The following is a 17,898-nucleotide window of genomic DNA, read 5'->3' as shown; positions in this document are numbered from 1 at the left end:
ACAGAGATGTCTCGGTTACGGGCCCAATGGTTGTTGTGTTCGTTTTGGTCACGCGGAGGTGGCGATGGGTGCTCGGGGTTCCTTGGCCCGCCAGCTCCTCGTGTGGCAACTGGTAGTCGTGACCTGCCTACTGTGCGCGGTGGGCGTGCTGGCCGTCGTCCAGGCGGGGAACAACTTCCGCACGACCGAGGGACGCCGGGCGCTTTCGGTAGCGGAGAGTGTCGCCGCGCAAGGCGTCGTGGGCGACCTCGAGAACGGACCCTTCGAACTGAACGCGCCCGCCGAGACGGCGCGAAGTCTCTCCGGGGTCGATTTCGTCGTGATCGCGGGAGCGGACCGATACGTGCTCGCGTCACCTGATCCGGGTCAGGTGCGGACGCTGCTCGACATCGGCGACAGCTCTGTCCTCTCTGGACGGTCCTGGGTCGGCGAACTCGACGGTTCGATCGTGGCGCACGTCCCGGTGCTCGACGAAAAGGGCGGCAAGGTGATCCGCATGGTGGCGGCGGGTTCGAAGTCGCCAGGGTTCTTCGCCGGTGTGCTCGACTCGCCGGACAACGCGTTGCGAGTGCTGGGGGTCGCGCTGGTGATCGGGGTGAGCGGTTCGCTGCTGCTCGCACGGCGCGTGAAGAACCAGACGCTCGGCCTGGAGCCGCACGAGATCACCGCGCTGGTCGAGAACCGGGAGGCGCTCCTGCACGGCATCAAGGAGGGCGTCGTCGGCCTGGATCCGCAGCACCGGATCACCCTGGCGAACGACCAGGCCCGCGAACTGCTGGCGCTCCCGGAGGACGCCGTCGGCCGGTCGGTCGAGGACCTCGACCTCAACGAGCGGATCCGCGACCTGCTCACCGGCCGCGCGACCGGCGCCGACCAGATCGTGTTGCGGCAAGGGAAGGTGCTGACGCTGAACCGGATGCCGATCGACGTGCGGGGAGCCGTGGTCACCCTGCGGGACCGCACCGATCTGATGACCCTGCGGGACGAACTCGACGCGAGCAGGCACGCGACCGACACGTTGCGGGCGCAGGCGCACGAGTTCAGCAACCGGCTGCACACCATCTCCGGGTTGCTGGAACTCGGGGAATACGAAGAGGTTCGCGGCTACGTCAGCCGGATCAGCTCGGCGCAGGGGGAGTGGCGCGCGGAGGTCGGCTCACGGGTCGGCGACCCGGCGGTGGCGGCGCTGCTGATCGCGAAGGCGTCGCTCGCCGCGGAACGCGGGGTCGGGCTGCGCATGGCCCCGGACAGCGAACTGGACCGCGTCGAGGATGCCCTTTCCACGGATTTGGTGACAGTGCTGGGAAATCTCGTCGACAACGCGCTGGACGCGCTGGGCGGAGAACAGGGCTGGATCGAGGTCGGGGTTTGGCAGGAGGAGGACGAAGTGCGCGTGGTGGTCCGTGACTCCGGGCCGGGAGTCGCCCCGGAAATCGCGGAAGAAGTGTTCGAACACGGCTTCACCACGAAGGCCGCGGCGCACGGCCAGCGCGGGCTCGGGCTCGCGCTGATCCGGCAGGCGTGCGTGCGGCGGGGCGGTTCGGTCGAGGTGCACAATTCCGGCGGCGCGGTGTTCACGGCGAGGTTGCCGCGATGATCAAGGTGCTCGTCGTCGACGACGATTTCATGGTCGCGAAAGTCCACAGTGGATACGTCACGCGCACGGAGGGGTTCGCCGTGGTCGGGGTCGCGCACACCGGCGCCGACGCGCTTCGCCTGGCGCGGGAACTGAAACCGGATCTGGTGCTGCTCGACGTCTATCTTCCCGATCTCGACGGGCTTTCGGTGCTGCGGGAACTTCGGGCGACCGAGGACGTCGACGTCATCCTCATCACCGCCGCGACCGACGTGGAAACCGTGCGGCAGGCGATGCGGGGCGGGGTCCTGCACTATCTGATCAAACCGTTCGAGTACGCGTCCCTGCGCGATCAGCTCACCCATTTCGCGTCGCTGCACCAGCGGCTGGACCGGCTGGCCGAGGCCGGGCAGGCCGACGTCGACCAGGTCTTCGGCGCGCGGCCGAGCGCGAAACCCGTACTGCCCAAGGGACTCACCGTCCAGACCGCGCGGCTGGTGGAGACCGCGCTGCGGGGCGCGCCCGGCGGGATGTCCGCGAGCGAATGCGCCGAAGCGACCGGCGTCGCGCGAGTGAGCGCGCGCCGGTACCTGGAGCATTTCGTGGCGACAGGGAAGGCCGAGGTGACCCTCAAGTACGGCGGTACCGGACGGCCCGAACGACGGTACGTGTGGTCCTGACTCGCATTTAGTCCTCTAAATGCGGCTAAGCGACATCCTGGTCCGGCGGATTCGCGATACCGACGTGCGCGCGGAGCCCGGCGATCAGGCGCGCGAGGCCGTATTCGAAGGAAGCGGCCGGATCCTCGTCGTGGTCACCTTCGGCGTGCTGTTGTTCGTCGATCGCGCAGCCGAGTGTGTACCGGCTGATGGCGAGGATCGCGTGCGTCGCGTCCTCTTCGGTGAAACCGGCTCGCAGCAACGGTTTGATCAGCGGTGTCATCGCCGACCGGCCGGTCGGGCGGGAGCCCGCGTGCAGCCGGGCGCCGTCCCGGTAGGACAGCAGCGTGCGGCGGATGGTGCGGGCGCGCCGAGCCAGCCACTCGGCCCAATCGTCCATCGCCGAGGGCTCGTCCAGCGGGGCGAGCCGGTCGTCCAGCATGGTCTCGGCCATCTGATCGAGCAACGCCTGCTTGCTCTTGAAGTGCGTGTAGAGCGCGGGACCCCGCACGCCGAGCTTCTCCCCGAGCTTGCGCAGGCTCAAACCGTCCAGTCCGACCTCGTCGAGGAGTTCGAGCGCTGCTCGAACGTAGCCATCCCGTCTCACGACCATGCGCACACCTTCGCCGGTCCGTATCGGACTTGACAACTCGACCGTATCTTATCGCCGATAAGATCTGAACAGCGATAAGGTAGGCAGGTAGGATGATCGGGAGTTCCGAAGAGCGTCTATTCCGGCGGTGCGACATGGCCGGTCGTCCGTACCGAATCGTCCACAATGGACTGACCGTGCCGGTGGGTTTGTTCCCGCCCGATGCGCGCCGAAGGTTCCGAGTGGCATTCGGGACAGTGGGTGGACAACGCCGTAGGCTCAGGTGAATGAGCACGGCACCCACCTCGGAGCATCCGATGGTCGAAACCCGGCACCAGACCCAGCTGCTCACCCTGTTGCGGGATGAGGGACCGATGTCCCGTGTCGAACTGGGGGAGCGGCTGGAGCTGCCACGTGCCCGGGTGGGGGCCGAGGTCGCGCGGCTGGGCGAGGTCGGCCTCGTCGAGACCGCGGGTCCTTCGGCAAGTCGCGGCGGCAGGCGGTCCACGCTGGTACGGCTCGCGGGAGACCTTAGGGTGCTTTCGGTCGACGTCGGCGCGACCTCGGTCGGGGTCGCCCTCACCGACGCTTCGTGCGAGGTCCTGGTGCACACCGTCGAGGACTGCGACGTCCGGCAGGGTCCGCACGCCGTGCTCAAGCGCGTCGTCGCGCTGGCGGAGAAGATCCGCGAAGAGGCCCCTGGCAAGCTGATCGCCGCCGGGATCGGCCTCCCGGGGCCGGTGAGTTTCGCCGAGGGAATGGCGGTCGCGCCGCCGATAATGCCCGGCTGGGACCGGTTCTCCGTCCGAGACCATCTCGGCGGACTGCTGCGCTGCCCGGTCACCGTCGACAACGACGTGAACTCGATGGCGCTCGGGGAACGGCACGCCGGGGTCGCGCGTTCAATCGACGACCTGGTGTTCGTCAAGATCGGTACCGGCATCGGCTGCGGGATCGTGCTCGGCGGCAAGGTGTACCGAGGCGTCGCCGGCACCGCGGGCGACATCGGGCACATCCGCCTCGACGACTACGGGCCGACCTGCGCCTGTGGTGAGACGGGCTGTCTCGAGGCGTACTTCGGCGGCGCCGCGCTGGCCCGCGACGGGTTGACCCTGGCGCGCAGTGGCCGGTCGGCGTACCTCGCCGACGTCGTGGCGGACCGCGGCGTGATCACCGCGCAGGACGTCGGCCGCGCGGCGGCGTCGGGCGATTTCGGCGCGGTCAACCTGATCCGCGACGGCGGGCGGCGGCTCGGGCAGGTGGTCGCCTCGCTGGTGAGTTTCGTGAACCCTGGCATGGTCGTGATCGGCGGCGGCGTGGCGCAGCTCGGGCATCAGCTGCTCGCCGAGATCCGCAGCTCGGTCTACCGGCGGTCGCTGCCGCTCGCGACCGGGAACCTGCCGATCGTGCTGTCCGAGCTGGGGGACACCGCGGGCGTCATCGGGGCCGCCTGGTCCGCCACCGATCGGGCCTTCACGTTGAGCAGCTGATCGGGCAGTGGGCTGAAAGCGTCCTTCACCGCATGTCACGCGGCGAAGGGCGCTTTCGTCGCATCGCATGCGGGGAAAGCGTCCTTCAGCCCGTCCTTGGGTACACCCGGCGGCACGTTGGGCACTCACCTGATTCCGATTAGTAACGTCAAGATCGTACAGACTTTCGCTCTAAAAGTACGAAAGTCTGCGCGGTTCTGGACGGCTATTCGGGTGACGGCACCCATTTCTGTCCTGTTGTCACCTTGACGAGTGACACGGACCACCCTACTTTCGCTGGCTAAGTAACAAAGTTTGTTACGGCCGATTCGTAAGTGAGGGCAGTGTGGCCGCGACTGAATCCGGGCAGCTCGACCCGGTCAGCCCACGCACGGCGACCGGCGCCGAGGGGTTCTCGGCGGAAAAACGGACGTCGAACCTCGCCGCGCTCCTGCGGGCGTTGCGCGGGGGGCCGCTCTCCCGTACCCAGCTCGCGGCGCGCTGCGGACTCACCAAGCCGGCCGTCTCCGGGTTGATCACCGAGCTTTCCGAACGCGGTCTCGTCCGCTCCGCCGGACTCCAGGGCGGTGGCAACGGCAGGCCCAGCCAGCTGGTCGAGCTGAACGGCGCCAGTGCGTGCGGGCTCGCGCTCAGTGTCGAGGCCGATCGCTTCGCCGCCGTCGTCACGAACCTCGACGGCCGCGTCGTCGCCGAACGCACCGAGACCGCCGACGTCGCCGCGCTCGGACTGCACCGGAGCATGGACGAACTCGCCTTCCTCGCCCGGAACGTGCTGCTCGACGACCAGCCGGTCGGGGTCACCGTCTCGGTACCCGGCCTGGTCGATTCGGCCGCCGCCGTGCTGCGGTTCGCGCCGACCTTGCGCTGGCGCGACGCCGAGATCGCCGACCTGCTCGCCGCCAGGCTCGGCCTGCCCGCCGAGGCCATCGCGGTCGACAACGAGGCCAACCTCGGCGCGGTCGGCGAGGCGGTCGCCGGCGCGGGTCAAGGCGTGCGGGAACTCTTCTACCTCAGCGGCGGCACGGGCGTCGGCGGCGGACTCGTGTCCGGCGGCGTGATCCTGCGTGGTGCCAGGGGTTTCGCGGGCGAGGTCGGGCATATCACCGTCGACCCGTCCGGCGAGCAGTGTCAGTGCGGCCGCGTCGGCTGCCTGGAGACCAAGGCCGGCCTCAACGCCGTCCTGCGCGGCGCGGCTTCGCCCGGCGATCCGCTGCACGACCCCGCGCTGGGCGTCGACGGCCGGGTCGGGCTGCTCAAGAACCGCGTGCAGCGCGGAGACCAGCGCGCGGTCGCCGCGGTCTCGGAACTCGGGGTCGCGCTCGGTATCGCGGTGTCCACTGTGGTCGACGTGCTCGACCCGGACGTCGTCGTGCTCGGTGGCTACTTCGCCGAACTGGGCGAATGGCTGGTCGAGCCGGTGCGCCGCGAACTGTCCGCGCGTCCGCTCGGGCACGAGCCCGCCTGTCGCGTCGAGCCGTCGCCGCTGGGCACCACCGCCCCGCTGCGTGGCGCCGCGCATCTCGCCACCGAACGTCTTTTCGCCGACCCGACGCTAGTTCCCTTCGTGACCGAGGAGGCTCCGGCATGACGCTGCTATCCGTCCGGGGGATCGTGAAGACCTTCCCCGGGGTCCGTGCGCTCGACGGGGTCGACTTCGACGTCGAACCCGGTGAGGTGCACTGTCTCCTCGGCCAGAACGGCGCCGGCAAGTCCACGCTGATCAAAACGCTCGCCGGCGCGCATCGCCCCGACGGCGGCGAGATCTTCTGGCAGGGCGAGCCGGTCACGCTGCCCTCACCGGTCGCCGCGCTGAAGATCGGTATCGCGACCATGTACCAGGAACTCGACCTGGTGCCAGGACTTTCCGTGGCGGACAACATCTTCCTCGGCCGCGAGCGCGCGTCGTTCGGGTTCACGCGGATCAGCGAGTCCCGGAACAAGGCCGCGAAACTGATGGCGCGCCTCGGTCACCCCGAGATCGCGCCGTCGACCGAGGTCGGCAAGCTCTCCGCGGCCGGCCAGCAGCTGGTCTCGATGGCGCGGGCGCTCGCGTACGACGCGAAGCTGCTGGTGATGGACGAGCCCACCGCGGCGCTGGCGGGCGAAGAGGTCGACAACCTGTTCCGCATCGTCGGCGAGCTGACCGCCGAGGGTGTCGCGATCATCTACATCTCCCACCGGCTCGAAGAACTGCGCCGGATCGGCCACCGCGTCACGGTCCTCAAAGACGGCAAGACCGTCTCCACCGGCCTCGACGCCAAGGAGACGCCGACCTCCGACCTCGTCGCGCTGATGGCGGGCCGCAAGGTCGAAACCGTGTTCGGCCCGCGCCACCAGGAGCACGTGGACCCGGACCGCGAGGTCCTCAAGGTGGAGAACCTGACCACCGTCGGCGAGTTCGAGAACGTGAACTTCACCGTGCACGCCGGCGAGGTCGTCGGCATCGCGGGCCTCGTCGGCTCGGGACGCAGCGAACTGCTGGAGACGATCTTCGGCGCGCGCAAGCAGGACACCGGCACGGTGTCGGTCGACGGCGAACCGGTCCGGCCGGGCAGTGTGTCCGCGGCGGTCAAGGCCGGGATCGGGCTGGCGCCGGAGGAACGCAAGAGCCAGGGGCTGCTGCTCGACCTGCCCGTCGTGCACAACGTGACCCTGGCGAGCCTGAGCAAGTACGCGACGTTCGGGTTCACCGAGCGGGGCAGGGAACTCGACGACGCCGGGGAAAGCCTGCGGCGCCTCGATCTCCGGCCCGCCGACCCGCACCGCGTCATCCGCACGCTGTCCGGCGGCAACCAGCAGAAGGCGGTGCTCGCCCGCTGGCTGGTCCGCGGCTGCCGGGTCCTGCTGCTGGACGAGCCGACCCGCGGGGTCGACGTCGGCGCGCGGGCGGAGCTGTACCGGCTGATCGAGGAACTGGCCGCGACCGGCGTCGCGATCGTGCTCGTCAGCAGCGAGATCCCCGAAGTACTCGGCTTGTCCGACCGGGTGCTGGTGCTGCGTGAAGGACGTGTCCTGGCTGAAAAGCCGTCTGCGGAGCTGACAGAGGCGGATGTGCTCGACGTGATTCTCGAGGGGAGTGCGGCGTGACCGACCAAGCCGAATCGGTGCGTACGGGACCCGCCGTGGAACCGGTACGACCCAAGGAAAAGCGAAAGTTCTCGCTCGACACCCGGCTGCTCGGGCTGGCCGGGGTGCTGGTGATCCTGTGCATCGTCGGGCAGGTCACGAGGCCCGACCAGTTCTTCACCGACGGCAACATCTCCACGATCCTGCGGCTCGCCGCGGCCATCGGGGTGGTCAGCGTCGGGATGACGTTCGTGATCATCGCCGGCGGCATCGACCTCTCGGTCGGGTCGATCGTGGCGCTCTCCAGCGTCTGGCTGACCACGCTGGCCACCCAGTCCTACGGCCCGTGGGTGATGATCCTTTGTGGACTCCTGGTCGGCCTCGGTTGCGGTCTCATCAACGGGATCTTGGTCTCCTACGGGAAGATCGTGCCGTTCATCGCGACACTGGCGATGTACGTCTCGGCCCGCGGGCTCGCGGAACGCATCAGCGGCCGTCGCACGCAGGTGGTGTCGGAGGCGGGTTTCCTCGACTTCTTCCGCGGTGACCTGCTCGGCATCCCGGTGCTGATCTGGATGTTCGCGCTGGTGTTCGTGATCGGCTGGGTGCTGCTGAACCGCACCACGTTCGGCCGCCGCACCTTCGCCGTCGGCGGCAACGCCGAGGCGTCGCGGCTGGCGGGTATCAACGTCAAGCGGCACACCGCGCTCGTCTACGGCGTCGCCGGCCTGTGCTGCGGTATCGCGGCGCTGATGGTCGTCGCCCGCACCACCGCGGGCGCCTCGACCAACGGCATGCTCTACGAACTCGACGCCATCGCGGCGGTCGTCATCGGCGGCACGCTGCTCACCGGTGGCCGCGGTTCGCTCATCGGCACCCTGATCGGCGTGCTGATCTTCACCGTGCTGTCCAACATCTTCACGCTCAACAACCTGGACACCGACATCCAGAACATCGCCAAGGGCGTGATCATCGTCCTGGCCGCGCTACTGCAGTTCCGCTCCGTCAAAAAGACAAAGACGAACACCTAGCGGTCACCATCGGATGTCCTCCGGGGGTCTCGACGGCCCGGCTTCCCGCTGGACGCACGGCCGCAAGGCCCGAGTACGACACCGGTACGAGGACCTCGCGGCCGCACGCCCAGCGGAAACCCGGATCCGCCGAATACCCCCGAAGGACATCCGATGGCAACCACTCATCACCGTGGATGGAGAGTCGTCATGACCGAACAATCCCTGCACCGCCGCCGCTTCCTGCTGGGAGGCGCGGCCGTCGGAGCGGGTGCGCTGCTGACCGCGTGCACCTCGAACGAGGCACCGGCGCAGAACAACGCGGCCAACGTGGCCAACGCCGGGGCGAACTCGCAGCCCGGCACCCCGGTCACCATCGGGTTCTCGGCGCCGGCCGCGGACCACGGCTGGATGGCGGCCATCACCAAGAACGCCCGCGCGCAGGCGCAGAAGTTCAGTGAGGTCACGCTCAACGCGACCGAGGGCACCAACGACGTCAACCAGCAGATCTCCCAGGTGGAGACCTTGATCAACGCCAAGGTCAACGTCCTGGTGATCCTGCCGTTCGACGGCAAGGCGCTGACCGCGGTCGGCCAGCAGGCGATGGACGCCGGTATCCAGGTGATCAACCTGGACCGCGTCTTCGACACCCCGCTCGCGTACCGCACCTGGATCGGTGGCGACAACTACCGCATGGGCGTCAACGCCGGGAACTACATCGCCCAGCAGATGAAGGCGAAGAACATCGCCAGCCCGGTGATCGGCGAGGTCGCGGGTATCGACTCGCTGCCGCTGACCCAGGAACGCAGCAAGGGTTTCAAGGACGCCTTGGCGCGTCAGGGCTTCCAGGTGGGACCGCGCGTCTCGGCGCAGTTCACGCCGGAGTCCGGTGAGCAGCAGACCTCGAACCTGTTGCAGTCGGCGTCCAAATTGGACGCTCTCTGGAACCACGACGACGACCAGGGCGTCGGCGTCATCGCGGCGATCAACAACGCCAACCGCAAGGACTTCCTGATGGTCGGCGGTGCGGGCTCCAAGAACGCGATGAACCTGATCAAGTCCGACGCCGAGCCGTTGAAGGCGACCGTGCTCTACAGCCCGTCGATGGCGTCTTCGGCGATCTCGCTCGCGCGGCTTCTCGGCCAGGGCAAGGGCGCCGGCGACTTCGCCGAGCACGAGATCCCCGCCGAGATCACCACGTACTCCGCGGTGGTCACCAAGGAGAACGTCGACAAGTACATGGACGTCGGCTTCGACTCGTAAACCCGCGTACCCGACACACGCACGCATCTAGGAGGGGCATGAGCACGGCAAAGGAAACGATCGGGATCGGCATGGTGGGTCACGCGTTCATGGGTGCGGTGCATTCGCACGCGTGGCGCAGTGTGCACCGGTTCTTCGCGCCACCGCTGATCCCGAGACTCGCCGTGCTCGGCGGCCGCGACGAGGTTCGGACGAAGGCCGCGGCGGAACGGTTCGGCTGGGAGGACGTCGAGACGGACTGGCGCGCGCTGATCGCCCGCGACGACGTCGACCTGGTCGACATCTGCACGCCGGGCGACAGCCACGCCGAGATCGCGATCGCCGCGCTCGAGGCCGGGAAGCACGTGCTGTGCGAGAAGCCGCTGGCCAACACCCTCGCCGAGGCCGAAGCGATGGCCGAGGCGGCGGCGAAGGCGCGGGCCAACGGCGTCCGGTCGATGGTGGCCTTCAACTACCGCCGGGTGCCCGCGCTCGCGCACGCCAGGAAGCTGGTCGCGAGCGGGGCGCTCGGCGAGATCCGCCATGTGCGGTCGGTGTACTTGCAGGACTGGCTGTCCGACGCGCGGGCGCCGATGACCTGGCGGCTGCACAAGGACAAGGCGGGTTCGGGCGCGCTGGGCGATCTCGGCGCGCATATCGTCGACGCCGCCCAGTTCGTCACCGGTGAGACGATCACCGGGGTTTCCGCGCTGACCAACACCTTCGTCAAGGAGCGGCCGGACGGCGACGGCGGCACCGGGCAGGTCACGGTCGACGACACCGCGCTGTTCCTCGGCCGGTTCACCGGCGGCGCGGTGGCGAGTTTCGAGGCGACCCGGTTCGCGCTGGGCCGCAAGAACGCGATGCGGCTGGAGATCAACGGGTCGAAGGCGAGCCTCGCGTTCGACTTCGAGTCGATGAACGAACTGTCCTTCTTCGACGGTGGCCAGCCCGCCACCGAAGCCGGGTTCCGCCGGATCCTGGTCACCGAACCCGAGCACCCGTACGTCGGGGTGTGGTGGCCGCCGGGGCATCTCCTCGGCTACGAGCACACCTTCACCAACGAGGTCGCCGATCTGCTCACCGCGATCGGCGAGGGCACCGATCCCGAACCGTCCTTCGAGGACGGGTTGAGGGTTCAGCAGGTCTTGGCCGCGGTCGAGCGCAGCGCGTCCGACGAGGCGCGATGGACCGCTGTGCCCGGTGTCACCACGAAAGGAAGTAACTGAGGAGTAGATCCAGCCGAAAGTCGCATGACGACTATCACTGCGACTTGGTTCGATCCGAAACATCCGACCATCGGAGGTCGGGGGTTCTCGGGTGTGGAAAGGTGGAGGAAATGCCTGCTCACGAGCGTACGGGCATCTGGTTGATCGGGGCGAGGGGGTCGGTGGCCACCACGGCCGCGGTGGGGCTCCTCGCGCTGCGCGCGGGGGTGACGGGCGGTGGCGGCTGCGTCACCGAGCTGCCCGCGTTCGCCGGGGTTCCGTTGCCGGGCTGGGACGATCTGGTCCTCGGCGGGCACGACATCGCGCATACGCCGCTGGAGAAGCGGGCCGAGCAGCTGGCGCACGCCGGGGTGTTCGGGCACGCGGTGTTCGCCGCGGTCCGGTCCGGGCTGGCCGAGGTGGACGCCGAGATCCGCGACGGCTACCACCCGGCGTCCCACACCGGTGCCCAGGCCGACGCGGCCGCCCGGCTGACGGCGGACATCCGAGCTTTCGCCGACCGCCTCGACCTCGCGCGGGTCGTCGTGGTCAACGTGTCCTCCACCGAGGCCCCGTGTCCCCACCTGCCCGAACACGACGACCTCGCCGCGTTGGAAGCGGCGCTCGCCGACCCGGCACGGGCGGTGCTCCCGTCGAGTTCGTTGTCGGCTTACGCGGCGCTGAAGGCGGGGAGCCCGTACGTCGAGTTCACGCCGTCCGCCGGGATCACCCTGCCCGCGTTGCGGGAGCTGGCGGAGCGGGAAGGCCTGCCGTACGCGGGTTGCGACGGCAAGACCGGCGAGACGCTGCTGCGCACGGTCCTCGCGCCGATGTTCAGCGCGCGGGCGCTGAAGGTCCGCTCCTGGGCGGGCACCAACCTGCTGGGCGGCGGTGACGGCGAGACCCTCGCCGACCCGGTGACCGCGAACAGCAAGCTGGAATCCAAGGCCCGCGGGCTCGCGGCGCTGCTCGGCGAGGACGTCACCGCGCCGCTGCACATCGACAACGTGCCCGACCTCGGCGAGATCAAGACCGCGTGGGACCACGTGTCGTTCGAGGGTTTTCTCGGCGCGCGCATGAGCCTGCAGTTCACCTGGACCGGCTACGACTCCGCGCTCGCGGCGCCGCTCATCCTCGACCTCGCGAGGCTGGTGACCGCGGCGCACGCCGGCGGCCAGAGCGGCGCGCTGACCGAACTCGGGTTCTTCTTCAAGGATCCGCTGGGCAGCGACGAACACCGCTTCGCCGAGCAGACCGCCCGCCTGATCAGCTGGGCGGGAACCCTGTGAAGGCTTACGTGGAACTCGTACGGGCGCCCGCCGCGCTGACGGTGCTCGGCGACACGGTCGCCGGATCCGCAGCGGCGGGGCTCAGGATGACCGGGCGACGGCTGCTGCTGCCGTTGTCCTCGGTTGCCTTCTACTGGGCCGGAATGGCCCTCAACGACTGGGCGGACCGGAAGCTCGACGCCGTGGAGCGTCCCGAGCGGCCGATCCCGTCCGGGCGGGTGAGTGCCGGCGCGGCGCTCACCACCGGGGCCGCGCTGACCGCTGCCGGGCTGGGCCTGGCGGCGCTCGGCGGCGGCCGCCGGTCGATGCGGGTCGCGGTCCCGCTCGCGGCGGCGGTGTGGGCCTACGACACCGTGCTCAAGCCGACCTCGGCCGGACCGGTGGCGATGGCGGCCTGCCGCACGCTCGACGTCCTGCTCGGCGCGGGTGACTCCCCGAAGAAGGCAGCCACCGCCGCGGCCGCGGTGGGTGTCCACACGCTCGGTGTCACGGTGTTGTCCACCGGGGAAGTGCACGGCGCGAAACCGGGTACGGCTCGTGCCGCACTGGCCACCAGCTGTGCGGCGACAACGTTGGCATTGACCGGACCGGCGCGGGGCGGCTGGCATCGCGCGGTCTCGATGGCGGCCGGTTCGGGCTACGCGGGACTGGTCGGCCGGGCGCAGGCGGACGCTGTCCGTGACCCGTCGGCGAAGTCCGTGCGCTCGGCGACGAAGTCCGGCATCCACGGCATGGTCCCGCTGCAGGCGGCGGTCACGGCCAAGGGCTCGGTACTGGGGGCCGTGCTGGTCGCGGCCGCGCTGCCGATCGCCCGCAAGCTGTCGCGGAAGGTGAGCCCCACATGAAGTTTTCACTGGGATACGGCACCAACGGCTTCTCCAACCACCGTCTCGACGACGCCCTCGCGATCATCGCCGACCTCGGGTACACCGGGGTGGCGCTGACGCTGGATCACGACCATCTCGACCCGTTCGCCGACGATCTGGCGCGGCAGGTCGACCACGTGGCGTCCCGGCTTTCGGCGCTCGGCCTGAACCGGGTCGTCGTCGAAACCGGCGCGCGTTATCTGCTCGACCCGTGGCGCAAGCACTCGCCGACACTGCTTTCGGACGACCCCGCGCTCCGGATCGACTTCCTGGCAAGGGCTTTGCGGATCGCCGGGGACCTCGGCGCGGACTGCGTCTCGTTCTGGTCAGGGGTGTCCACTGTGGACAAGGACGTCGCCTGGTCCCGGTTGCGGGAAGGCGTCGCGGCGGTCCTGGAGCACGCCGCGCGGCTGAACGTCCGGCTGGCGATGGAACCCGAGCCAGGGCATCTCGTGCAGCATCTCGGCCAGGTCCTGGACCTGCGCAAGGAACTCGGCGAGCCGGAGCTGTTCGGGGTCACGCTCGACGTCGGGCACTGTGTCGCCGTCGAGCCGGTGAACGCGGCCGAATGCGTCCGCCTCGCCGGTCCGCTGCTGTGGAACGTGCAGCTCGACGACATGCTGCCGCGGGTCCACGAACACCTCGAGTTCGGCGACGGACATCTGGATCTGCCGGGGACGCTCGCCGCGCTGGCGGAGATCGGCTACACCGGGCTGGCCGCGGTCGAACTGCCCCGGCACAGCCACGCCGCACCGGACACCGCGCGACGGGCCTTCGAGGCGTTGACCGCCGCGATGCCGCAGACCTGGTCGGCCAAGGCGGAACGACGGATCCGGGAGAAGCCGTCGGTGATCGGCTCGCTCTTCCCGGCCGTCGGCCGCGAGGTCGGCCGCGAGGCGCTGCGTCCGGACACCGATCCGCAGGGGCTCATCCACGGCACCGTCGACGACCGGGCGCGGGTCCGGCTCGTGACGGTGCTGGCCGACGTCCTCGACGACGCCGCGCTGGCCACGGAACTGCGCGATCTCTACCGCTACGGCGACGACGCCGAGCGGCGCGGGGTCCTGCGGGCGCTCAACGCGCTGGAGTTCCCGGGCGCCGAAGTCACCGACACCGGCATCAGGCTGGTCGAAGACGCCTTGCGCGCCAACGACATCAGGCTGGTCGCCGCCGCCATGGGTGCCTTCGCCCGGTTCCTGGACGACCACACGTGGCGCCACGGCGTCCTCAAATGCGTCTTCGTCGGGGTGCCGCTGGCCGCCGTCGCGGACCTCACTTCCCGCGCGGACGACGAGCTGAGGCGCATGCTCGCCGACTTCGCCGACGAACGCAGGGCGGCCGGACGTGACGTACCCGCCGACGCCCTCTCATTGCTCAAGGAAGGCCACTGACCGTGCGCATCTTCGATCCCCACATCCACATGTCCTCCCGGACCACCGACGACTACGAAGCCATGTACGCGGCCGGTGTCCGCGCGCTGGTCGAGCCCGCGTTCTGGCTGGGGCAGCCGCGCACCAGCGTCGGCTCGTACACCGACTACTTCGACGCGCTCATCGGCTGGGAACGGTTCCGCGCCGCCCAGTTCGGCATCCGGCACCACTGCACGATCGCGCTGAACCCCAAGGAGGCCAACGACCCCCGCTGCCGCGAGGTGCTCGACGTGCTCCCGAGGTACCTGGCGAAGGACGGCGTGGTCGCGGTCGGCGAGGTCGGCTACGACTCGATGACCAAGGAAGAGGACGAGGTCTTCTCCCAGCAGCTGGCGATGGCGCTGGAACACGATCTCCCGGTCCTGGTGCACACCCCGCACCGCGACAAGCTGGAAGGCACCAAGCGCACCCTCGACGTCGTGCGTGAGGCCGGCGTCGCGCCGGAGCGCGTGGTCGTCGACCACCTCAACGAGGTCACCGTCAAGCTGGTCAAGGATTCCGGTGCCTGGATGGGTTTCTCCATCTACCCGGACACCAAGATGGACGAGCACCGGATGGTCGAGATCCTGCGCCAGTACGGGCTGGACAACATGATCGTCAACTCGGCCGCCGACTGGGGCCGGTCCGATCCGCTGAAGACCGCCAAGACCGGACAGGCGATGCTCGACGGCGGTTTCACCGAGGCCGACGTCGACAAGGTGCTGTGGCAGAACCCAGTCGACTTCTACGGCTTGAGCGGCAGGCTGACGCTCGACCCGCTGCCCGGTTTCACTGGTGAGGCCGTGACTTTCGAGGGCAACTCGGTTCTGCGAGGTGCCCGCAAATGATCTCCTACTGTACGAACGTCCACCCCGCCGAAGACGTCGACGGCATCGTCGCGCAGCTGGAGCGGTACGCGCTCCCGGTGCGCGAGCGGCTGGGCGCCGATCGGCTCGGCGTCGGACTGTGGCTCTCCGCGCCGGTCGCGCGCGGGCTCGCCGAGGACGCCGGAGCGCGCAAGCGTTTCCGTGCCGAACTCGACGCTCGCGGGCTGTCGGTGTACACGCTGAACGCGTTCCCGTACGGCGGCTTCCACGACGACGTCGTCAAACACGCCGTCTACCGTCCTGAGTGGACGAATCCCGGCCGGGTCGCGTACACGATCGACTGCGTGAACGTGCTGTCCGAGCTGCTCGCCGAGGATGCTTCTTACGGCAGCATATCGACGCTGCCGTTGGCTTGGCGTGAACCGTGGACCGAACAGGACGATCGCCGCGCCACCGAGGCGTTCGGTCAGGTCGTCCGGGCGATCGGTGACCGGCCGATCAAACTGGCCGTCGAGCCGGAGCCCGGCTGTGTGCTCGACACCGTGGCCGACGCGCTGGGCTGGCTTTCCGGTCGTGTCGACCCGGAGCACGTCGGGCTGTGCCTGGACACCTGTCATCTCGCGGTGTCGTTCGCCGACCCGGCGGAGACCCTCAAGGCGATCGCGGAGTCCGATGTGGACATCGTCAAGGTGCAGGCTTCCGCCGCCCTGCACGTCGAGAAGCCCGCCGAAGCGCGTGAAGCGCTGGCCGCGTTCGCCGAACCGCGTTACCTGCACCAGGTTCGCGAGCTGTCGGGCGGTGTCGTGCACAAGGCCGACGACCTGCCTGAAGCCTGGACCGACCTGCCGGGGGAGGGGCCGTGGCGGGTGCATTTCCACATGCCGCTGCACCAGGCCCCGGCCGCGCCGCTGTCCACCACCACGGACGTCCTGCGCACCGTCGCCGCCGGGCTGCCCGGCGAACCGCATATCGAAGTCGAGACCTACACCTGGAGCGTGCTCCCGGACGCGGGCGACCTCGTCGGCGGAATCGCCGCGGAACTCGAGTGGGCACAGGCGAATCTCGTCAAGGAAGGGGTGTCCGCGTGAAACCCTTGGTCGTCATCGACGTCGTCGGGCTGACCCCGAAGGCGTTGCGGGACATGCCGAAACTGTCCGCCGTCGCGAAGGACGGCTGGCAGGCCGAACTGGGCACGGTGCTGCCCGCCGTCACCTGCAGCGCGCAGTCGACGTTCCTCACCGGGCTCATGCCCGCGCAGCACGGGATCGTCGGCAACGGCTGGTACTTCCGCGAACTCGGCGAGATCTTCCTGTGGCGCCAGCACAACCGGCTCGTCGGTGGCGAAAAGCTCTGGGAGACCGCGCGGGCGGCGCACCCCGGCTACACGTCGGCGAACGTCTGCTGGTGGTACGCGATGGGGATGAGTACCGACGTCACGGTGACCCCGCGGCCGATCTACCACGCCGACGGCCGCAAGTCGCCGGACGCCTACGTGCGGCCGCCCGAGCTGCACGACCAGCTGACCGGCGCGCTGGGGGAATTCCCGCTCTTCCAGTACTGGGGCCCGACGGCGTCGATCAAATCGAGCAAGTGGGTGATCGGGGCGTCGCGGCAGATCCTGCGCGAGAAACGGCCGGATCTGCTGCTGACCTACGTTCCGCATCTCGACTACGACCTTCAGCGTTTCGGCCCCGACGCGCCGCAGGCACGCAAGGCCGCGCGTGAGTTGGACAACGCGCTCGCGCCGCTGCTCGACGACGCCCGCAACGCCGGGGCGACCGTGGTCGCGCTCAGCGAGTACGGGATCACCAACGTGCACCGGCCGGTCGACATCAACCGGGCGCTGCGGCGCGAGGGCCTGCTGGAGGTCTACACCCAGGCGGGGATGGAGTACCTCGACCCGTGGGCGTCGCGCGCGTTCGCCGTCGCCGACCACCAGGTCGCGCACGTCTACGTCCGCGACTCCGCCGATGTCGAGCGGGTGCGCTCGATCGTCGGCGAGCTGACGGGCGTCGACGAGGTGCTCGATCGCGAGGCACAGGCGCGGTACGGCATCGACCACGAGCGCGCCGGCGAACTCGTCGCGGTCGCCGAGCCGGACTCGTGGTTCACCTACTACTACTGGCTCGACGACGAGCGGAAGCCCGACTTCGCGCGCGGCGTCGAGATCCACCGCAAACCGGGCTATGACCCCGCCGAGCTGTTCTTCGACCCGGAGGACAAGTTCGCCAAGGCGCGGGCGGGGCTCAACCTGGCGAAGAAGTTCGCCGGGCTCCGGTACGCGATGGACGTCGTCCCGACCGATCCGCGCTGGGTGCGCGGCTCGCACGGACGGCTGCCGGATTCCACAGAGGACGGTCCCGTGCTGCTTTGTTCGGATCCGGCCTTCGAGCCGTCCGGTCGTGTGGGTGCGACGGACGTGCATCCGCTGTTGTTGTCACTGCAAGGCCTGAAGTAGGAGGTGGCGGGGTGGTGTGGCCGGTGCGTGTCGCGAAAGCCACTTTCGCGACGTCTGATGTCCCGAAAGTGGCTTTCGGGACATGGTCGCCCGCACCCGCCGGTCCCGACGTTGCGAAAGCCACTTTCGCAACCTCCAACGTTGCGAAAGTGGCTTTCGCAACATCCCGAATCGGCTCAGCCCCAGCGAGCCGCCCAGTCCAGGGG

General features: G+C 69.2%; 15 protein-coding genes. 14 read left to right on the top strand and 1 reads right to left on the bottom strand.

Annotation, left to right across the window (positions count from 1 at the left end; translation table 11 throughout):
- Positions 1-64: 64 nt before the first annotated feature.
- Both ACFVM3_RS20905 and ACFVM3_RS20900 read left to right on the top strand, forming a co-directional pair.
- Positions 65-1,597 carry an ATP-binding protein gene (locus ACFVM3_RS20905; RefSeq protein ID WP_378440885.1) on the top strand — a complete coding sequence of 511 codons (1,533 nt, stop codon included), beginning with the start codon at positions 65-67 and terminating at the stop codon, positions 1,595-1,597.
- A complete protein-coding gene (locus ACFVM3_RS20900) occupies positions 1,594-2,256 on the top strand; it encodes a response regulator (RefSeq protein ID WP_378440883.1) in 663 nt (220 codons plus the stop codon). Before ACFVM3_RS20905 ends, ACFVM3_RS20900 begins: the two co-directional genes overlap by 4 nt.
- Before the next feature lie 25 nt (positions 2,257-2,281).
- Here ACFVM3_RS20900 and ACFVM3_RS20895 read toward each other — a convergent pair whose 3' ends face one another.
- Positions 2,282-2,848: a TetR/AcrR family transcriptional regulator C-terminal domain-containing protein gene (locus tag ACFVM3_RS20895; RefSeq protein WP_378440881.1), complete on the bottom strand. Its 567-nt coding sequence runs from the start codon at positions 2,846-2,848 to the stop codon at positions 2,282-2,284.
- Positions 2,849-3,114: 266 nt separating this feature from the next.
- Between ACFVM3_RS20895 and ACFVM3_RS20890 the strand changes: the two genes are divergently transcribed.
- The 12 genes from ACFVM3_RS20890 (at position 3,115) to ACFVM3_RS20835 (ending at position 17,692) form a co-directional block, all read left to right on the top strand.
- Complete coding sequence (locus tag ACFVM3_RS20890) at positions 3,115-4,317, top strand: ROK family protein (protein WP_378440879.1); 1,203 nt, start codon at positions 3,115-3,117, stop codon at positions 4,315-4,317.
- Between the two features lie 325 nt (positions 4,318-4,642).
- A complete protein-coding gene (locus ACFVM3_RS20885; protein ID WP_378440877.1) occupies positions 4,643-5,905 on the top strand; it encodes an ROK family protein in 1,263 nt (420 codons plus the stop codon).
- Positions 5,902-7,404 (top strand): sugar ABC transporter ATP-binding protein, encoded by a 1,503-nt coding sequence (locus ACFVM3_RS20880; protein ID WP_378440875.1) that lies wholly within the window; start codon positions 5,902-5,904, stop codon positions 7,402-7,404. Before ACFVM3_RS20885 ends, ACFVM3_RS20880 begins: the two co-directional genes overlap by 4 nt.
- A gap of 35 nt (positions 7,405-7,439) precedes the next feature.
- Positions 7,440-8,414 carry an ABC transporter permease gene (locus ACFVM3_RS20875; protein ID WP_378440946.1) on the top strand — a complete coding sequence of 325 codons (975 nt, stop codon included), beginning with the start codon at positions 7,440-7,442 and terminating at the stop codon, positions 8,412-8,414.
- 189 nt (positions 8,415-8,603) lie between these two features.
- Positions 8,604-9,656, top strand: coding sequence for a substrate-binding domain-containing protein (locus ACFVM3_RS20870; RefSeq protein WP_034317963.1), 1,053 nt, complete (start codon positions 8,604-8,606; stop codon positions 9,654-9,656).
- A gap of 38 nt (positions 9,657-9,694) precedes the next feature.
- Complete coding sequence (locus ACFVM3_RS20865; RefSeq protein WP_378440872.1) at positions 9,695-10,864, top strand: Gfo/Idh/MocA family protein; 1,170 nt, start codon at positions 9,695-9,697, stop codon at positions 10,862-10,864.
- Positions 10,865-10,974: 110 nt separating this feature from the next.
- Positions 10,975-12,132, top strand: coding sequence for an inositol-3-phosphate synthase (locus ACFVM3_RS20860; protein WP_378440870.1), 1,158 nt, complete (start codon positions 10,975-10,977; stop codon positions 12,130-12,132).
- On the top strand, positions 12,129-12,977 hold the full coding sequence (locus tag ACFVM3_RS20855; protein ID WP_378440868.1) for an SCO3242 family prenyltransferase: 849 nt from the start codon (positions 12,129-12,131) through the stop codon (positions 12,975-12,977). Before ACFVM3_RS20860 ends, ACFVM3_RS20855 begins: the two co-directional genes overlap by 4 nt.
- Positions 12,974-14,389, top strand: a complete 1,416-nt coding sequence (locus tag ACFVM3_RS20850) for an EboA domain-containing protein (RefSeq protein ID WP_378440866.1) — start codon at positions 12,974-12,976, stop codon at positions 14,387-14,389. The genes ACFVM3_RS20855 and ACFVM3_RS20850 overlap by 4 nt, the downstream gene beginning before the upstream one ends.
- Before the next feature lie 2 nt (positions 14,390-14,391).
- Positions 14,392-15,255 carry a TatD family hydrolase gene (locus ACFVM3_RS20845; RefSeq protein WP_125680667.1) on the top strand — a complete coding sequence of 288 codons (864 nt, stop codon included), beginning with the start codon at positions 14,392-14,394 and terminating at the stop codon, positions 15,253-15,255.
- Entirely contained in the window at positions 15,252-16,322 is a 1,071-nt protein-coding gene (eboE, locus tag ACFVM3_RS20840) for a metabolite traffic protein EboE (RefSeq protein WP_378440864.1), read from the top strand. Before ACFVM3_RS20845 ends, eboE begins: the two co-directional genes overlap by 4 nt.
- Entirely contained in the window at positions 16,319-17,692 is a 1,374-nt protein-coding gene (locus tag ACFVM3_RS20835; RefSeq protein WP_378440862.1) for an alkaline phosphatase family protein, read from the top strand. Before eboE ends, ACFVM3_RS20835 begins: the two co-directional genes overlap by 4 nt.
- Positions 17,693-17,898: the final 206 nt, after the last annotated feature.

Source organism: Amycolatopsis sp. NPDC057786 (assembly GCF_042797905.1).
Lineage (GTDB): Bacteria > Actinomycetota > Actinomycetes > Mycobacteriales > Pseudonocardiaceae > Amycolatopsis.
Note: the sequence above shows the minus strand (reverse complement) of the source record. Positions and strands in the feature narration are given on the sequence as shown.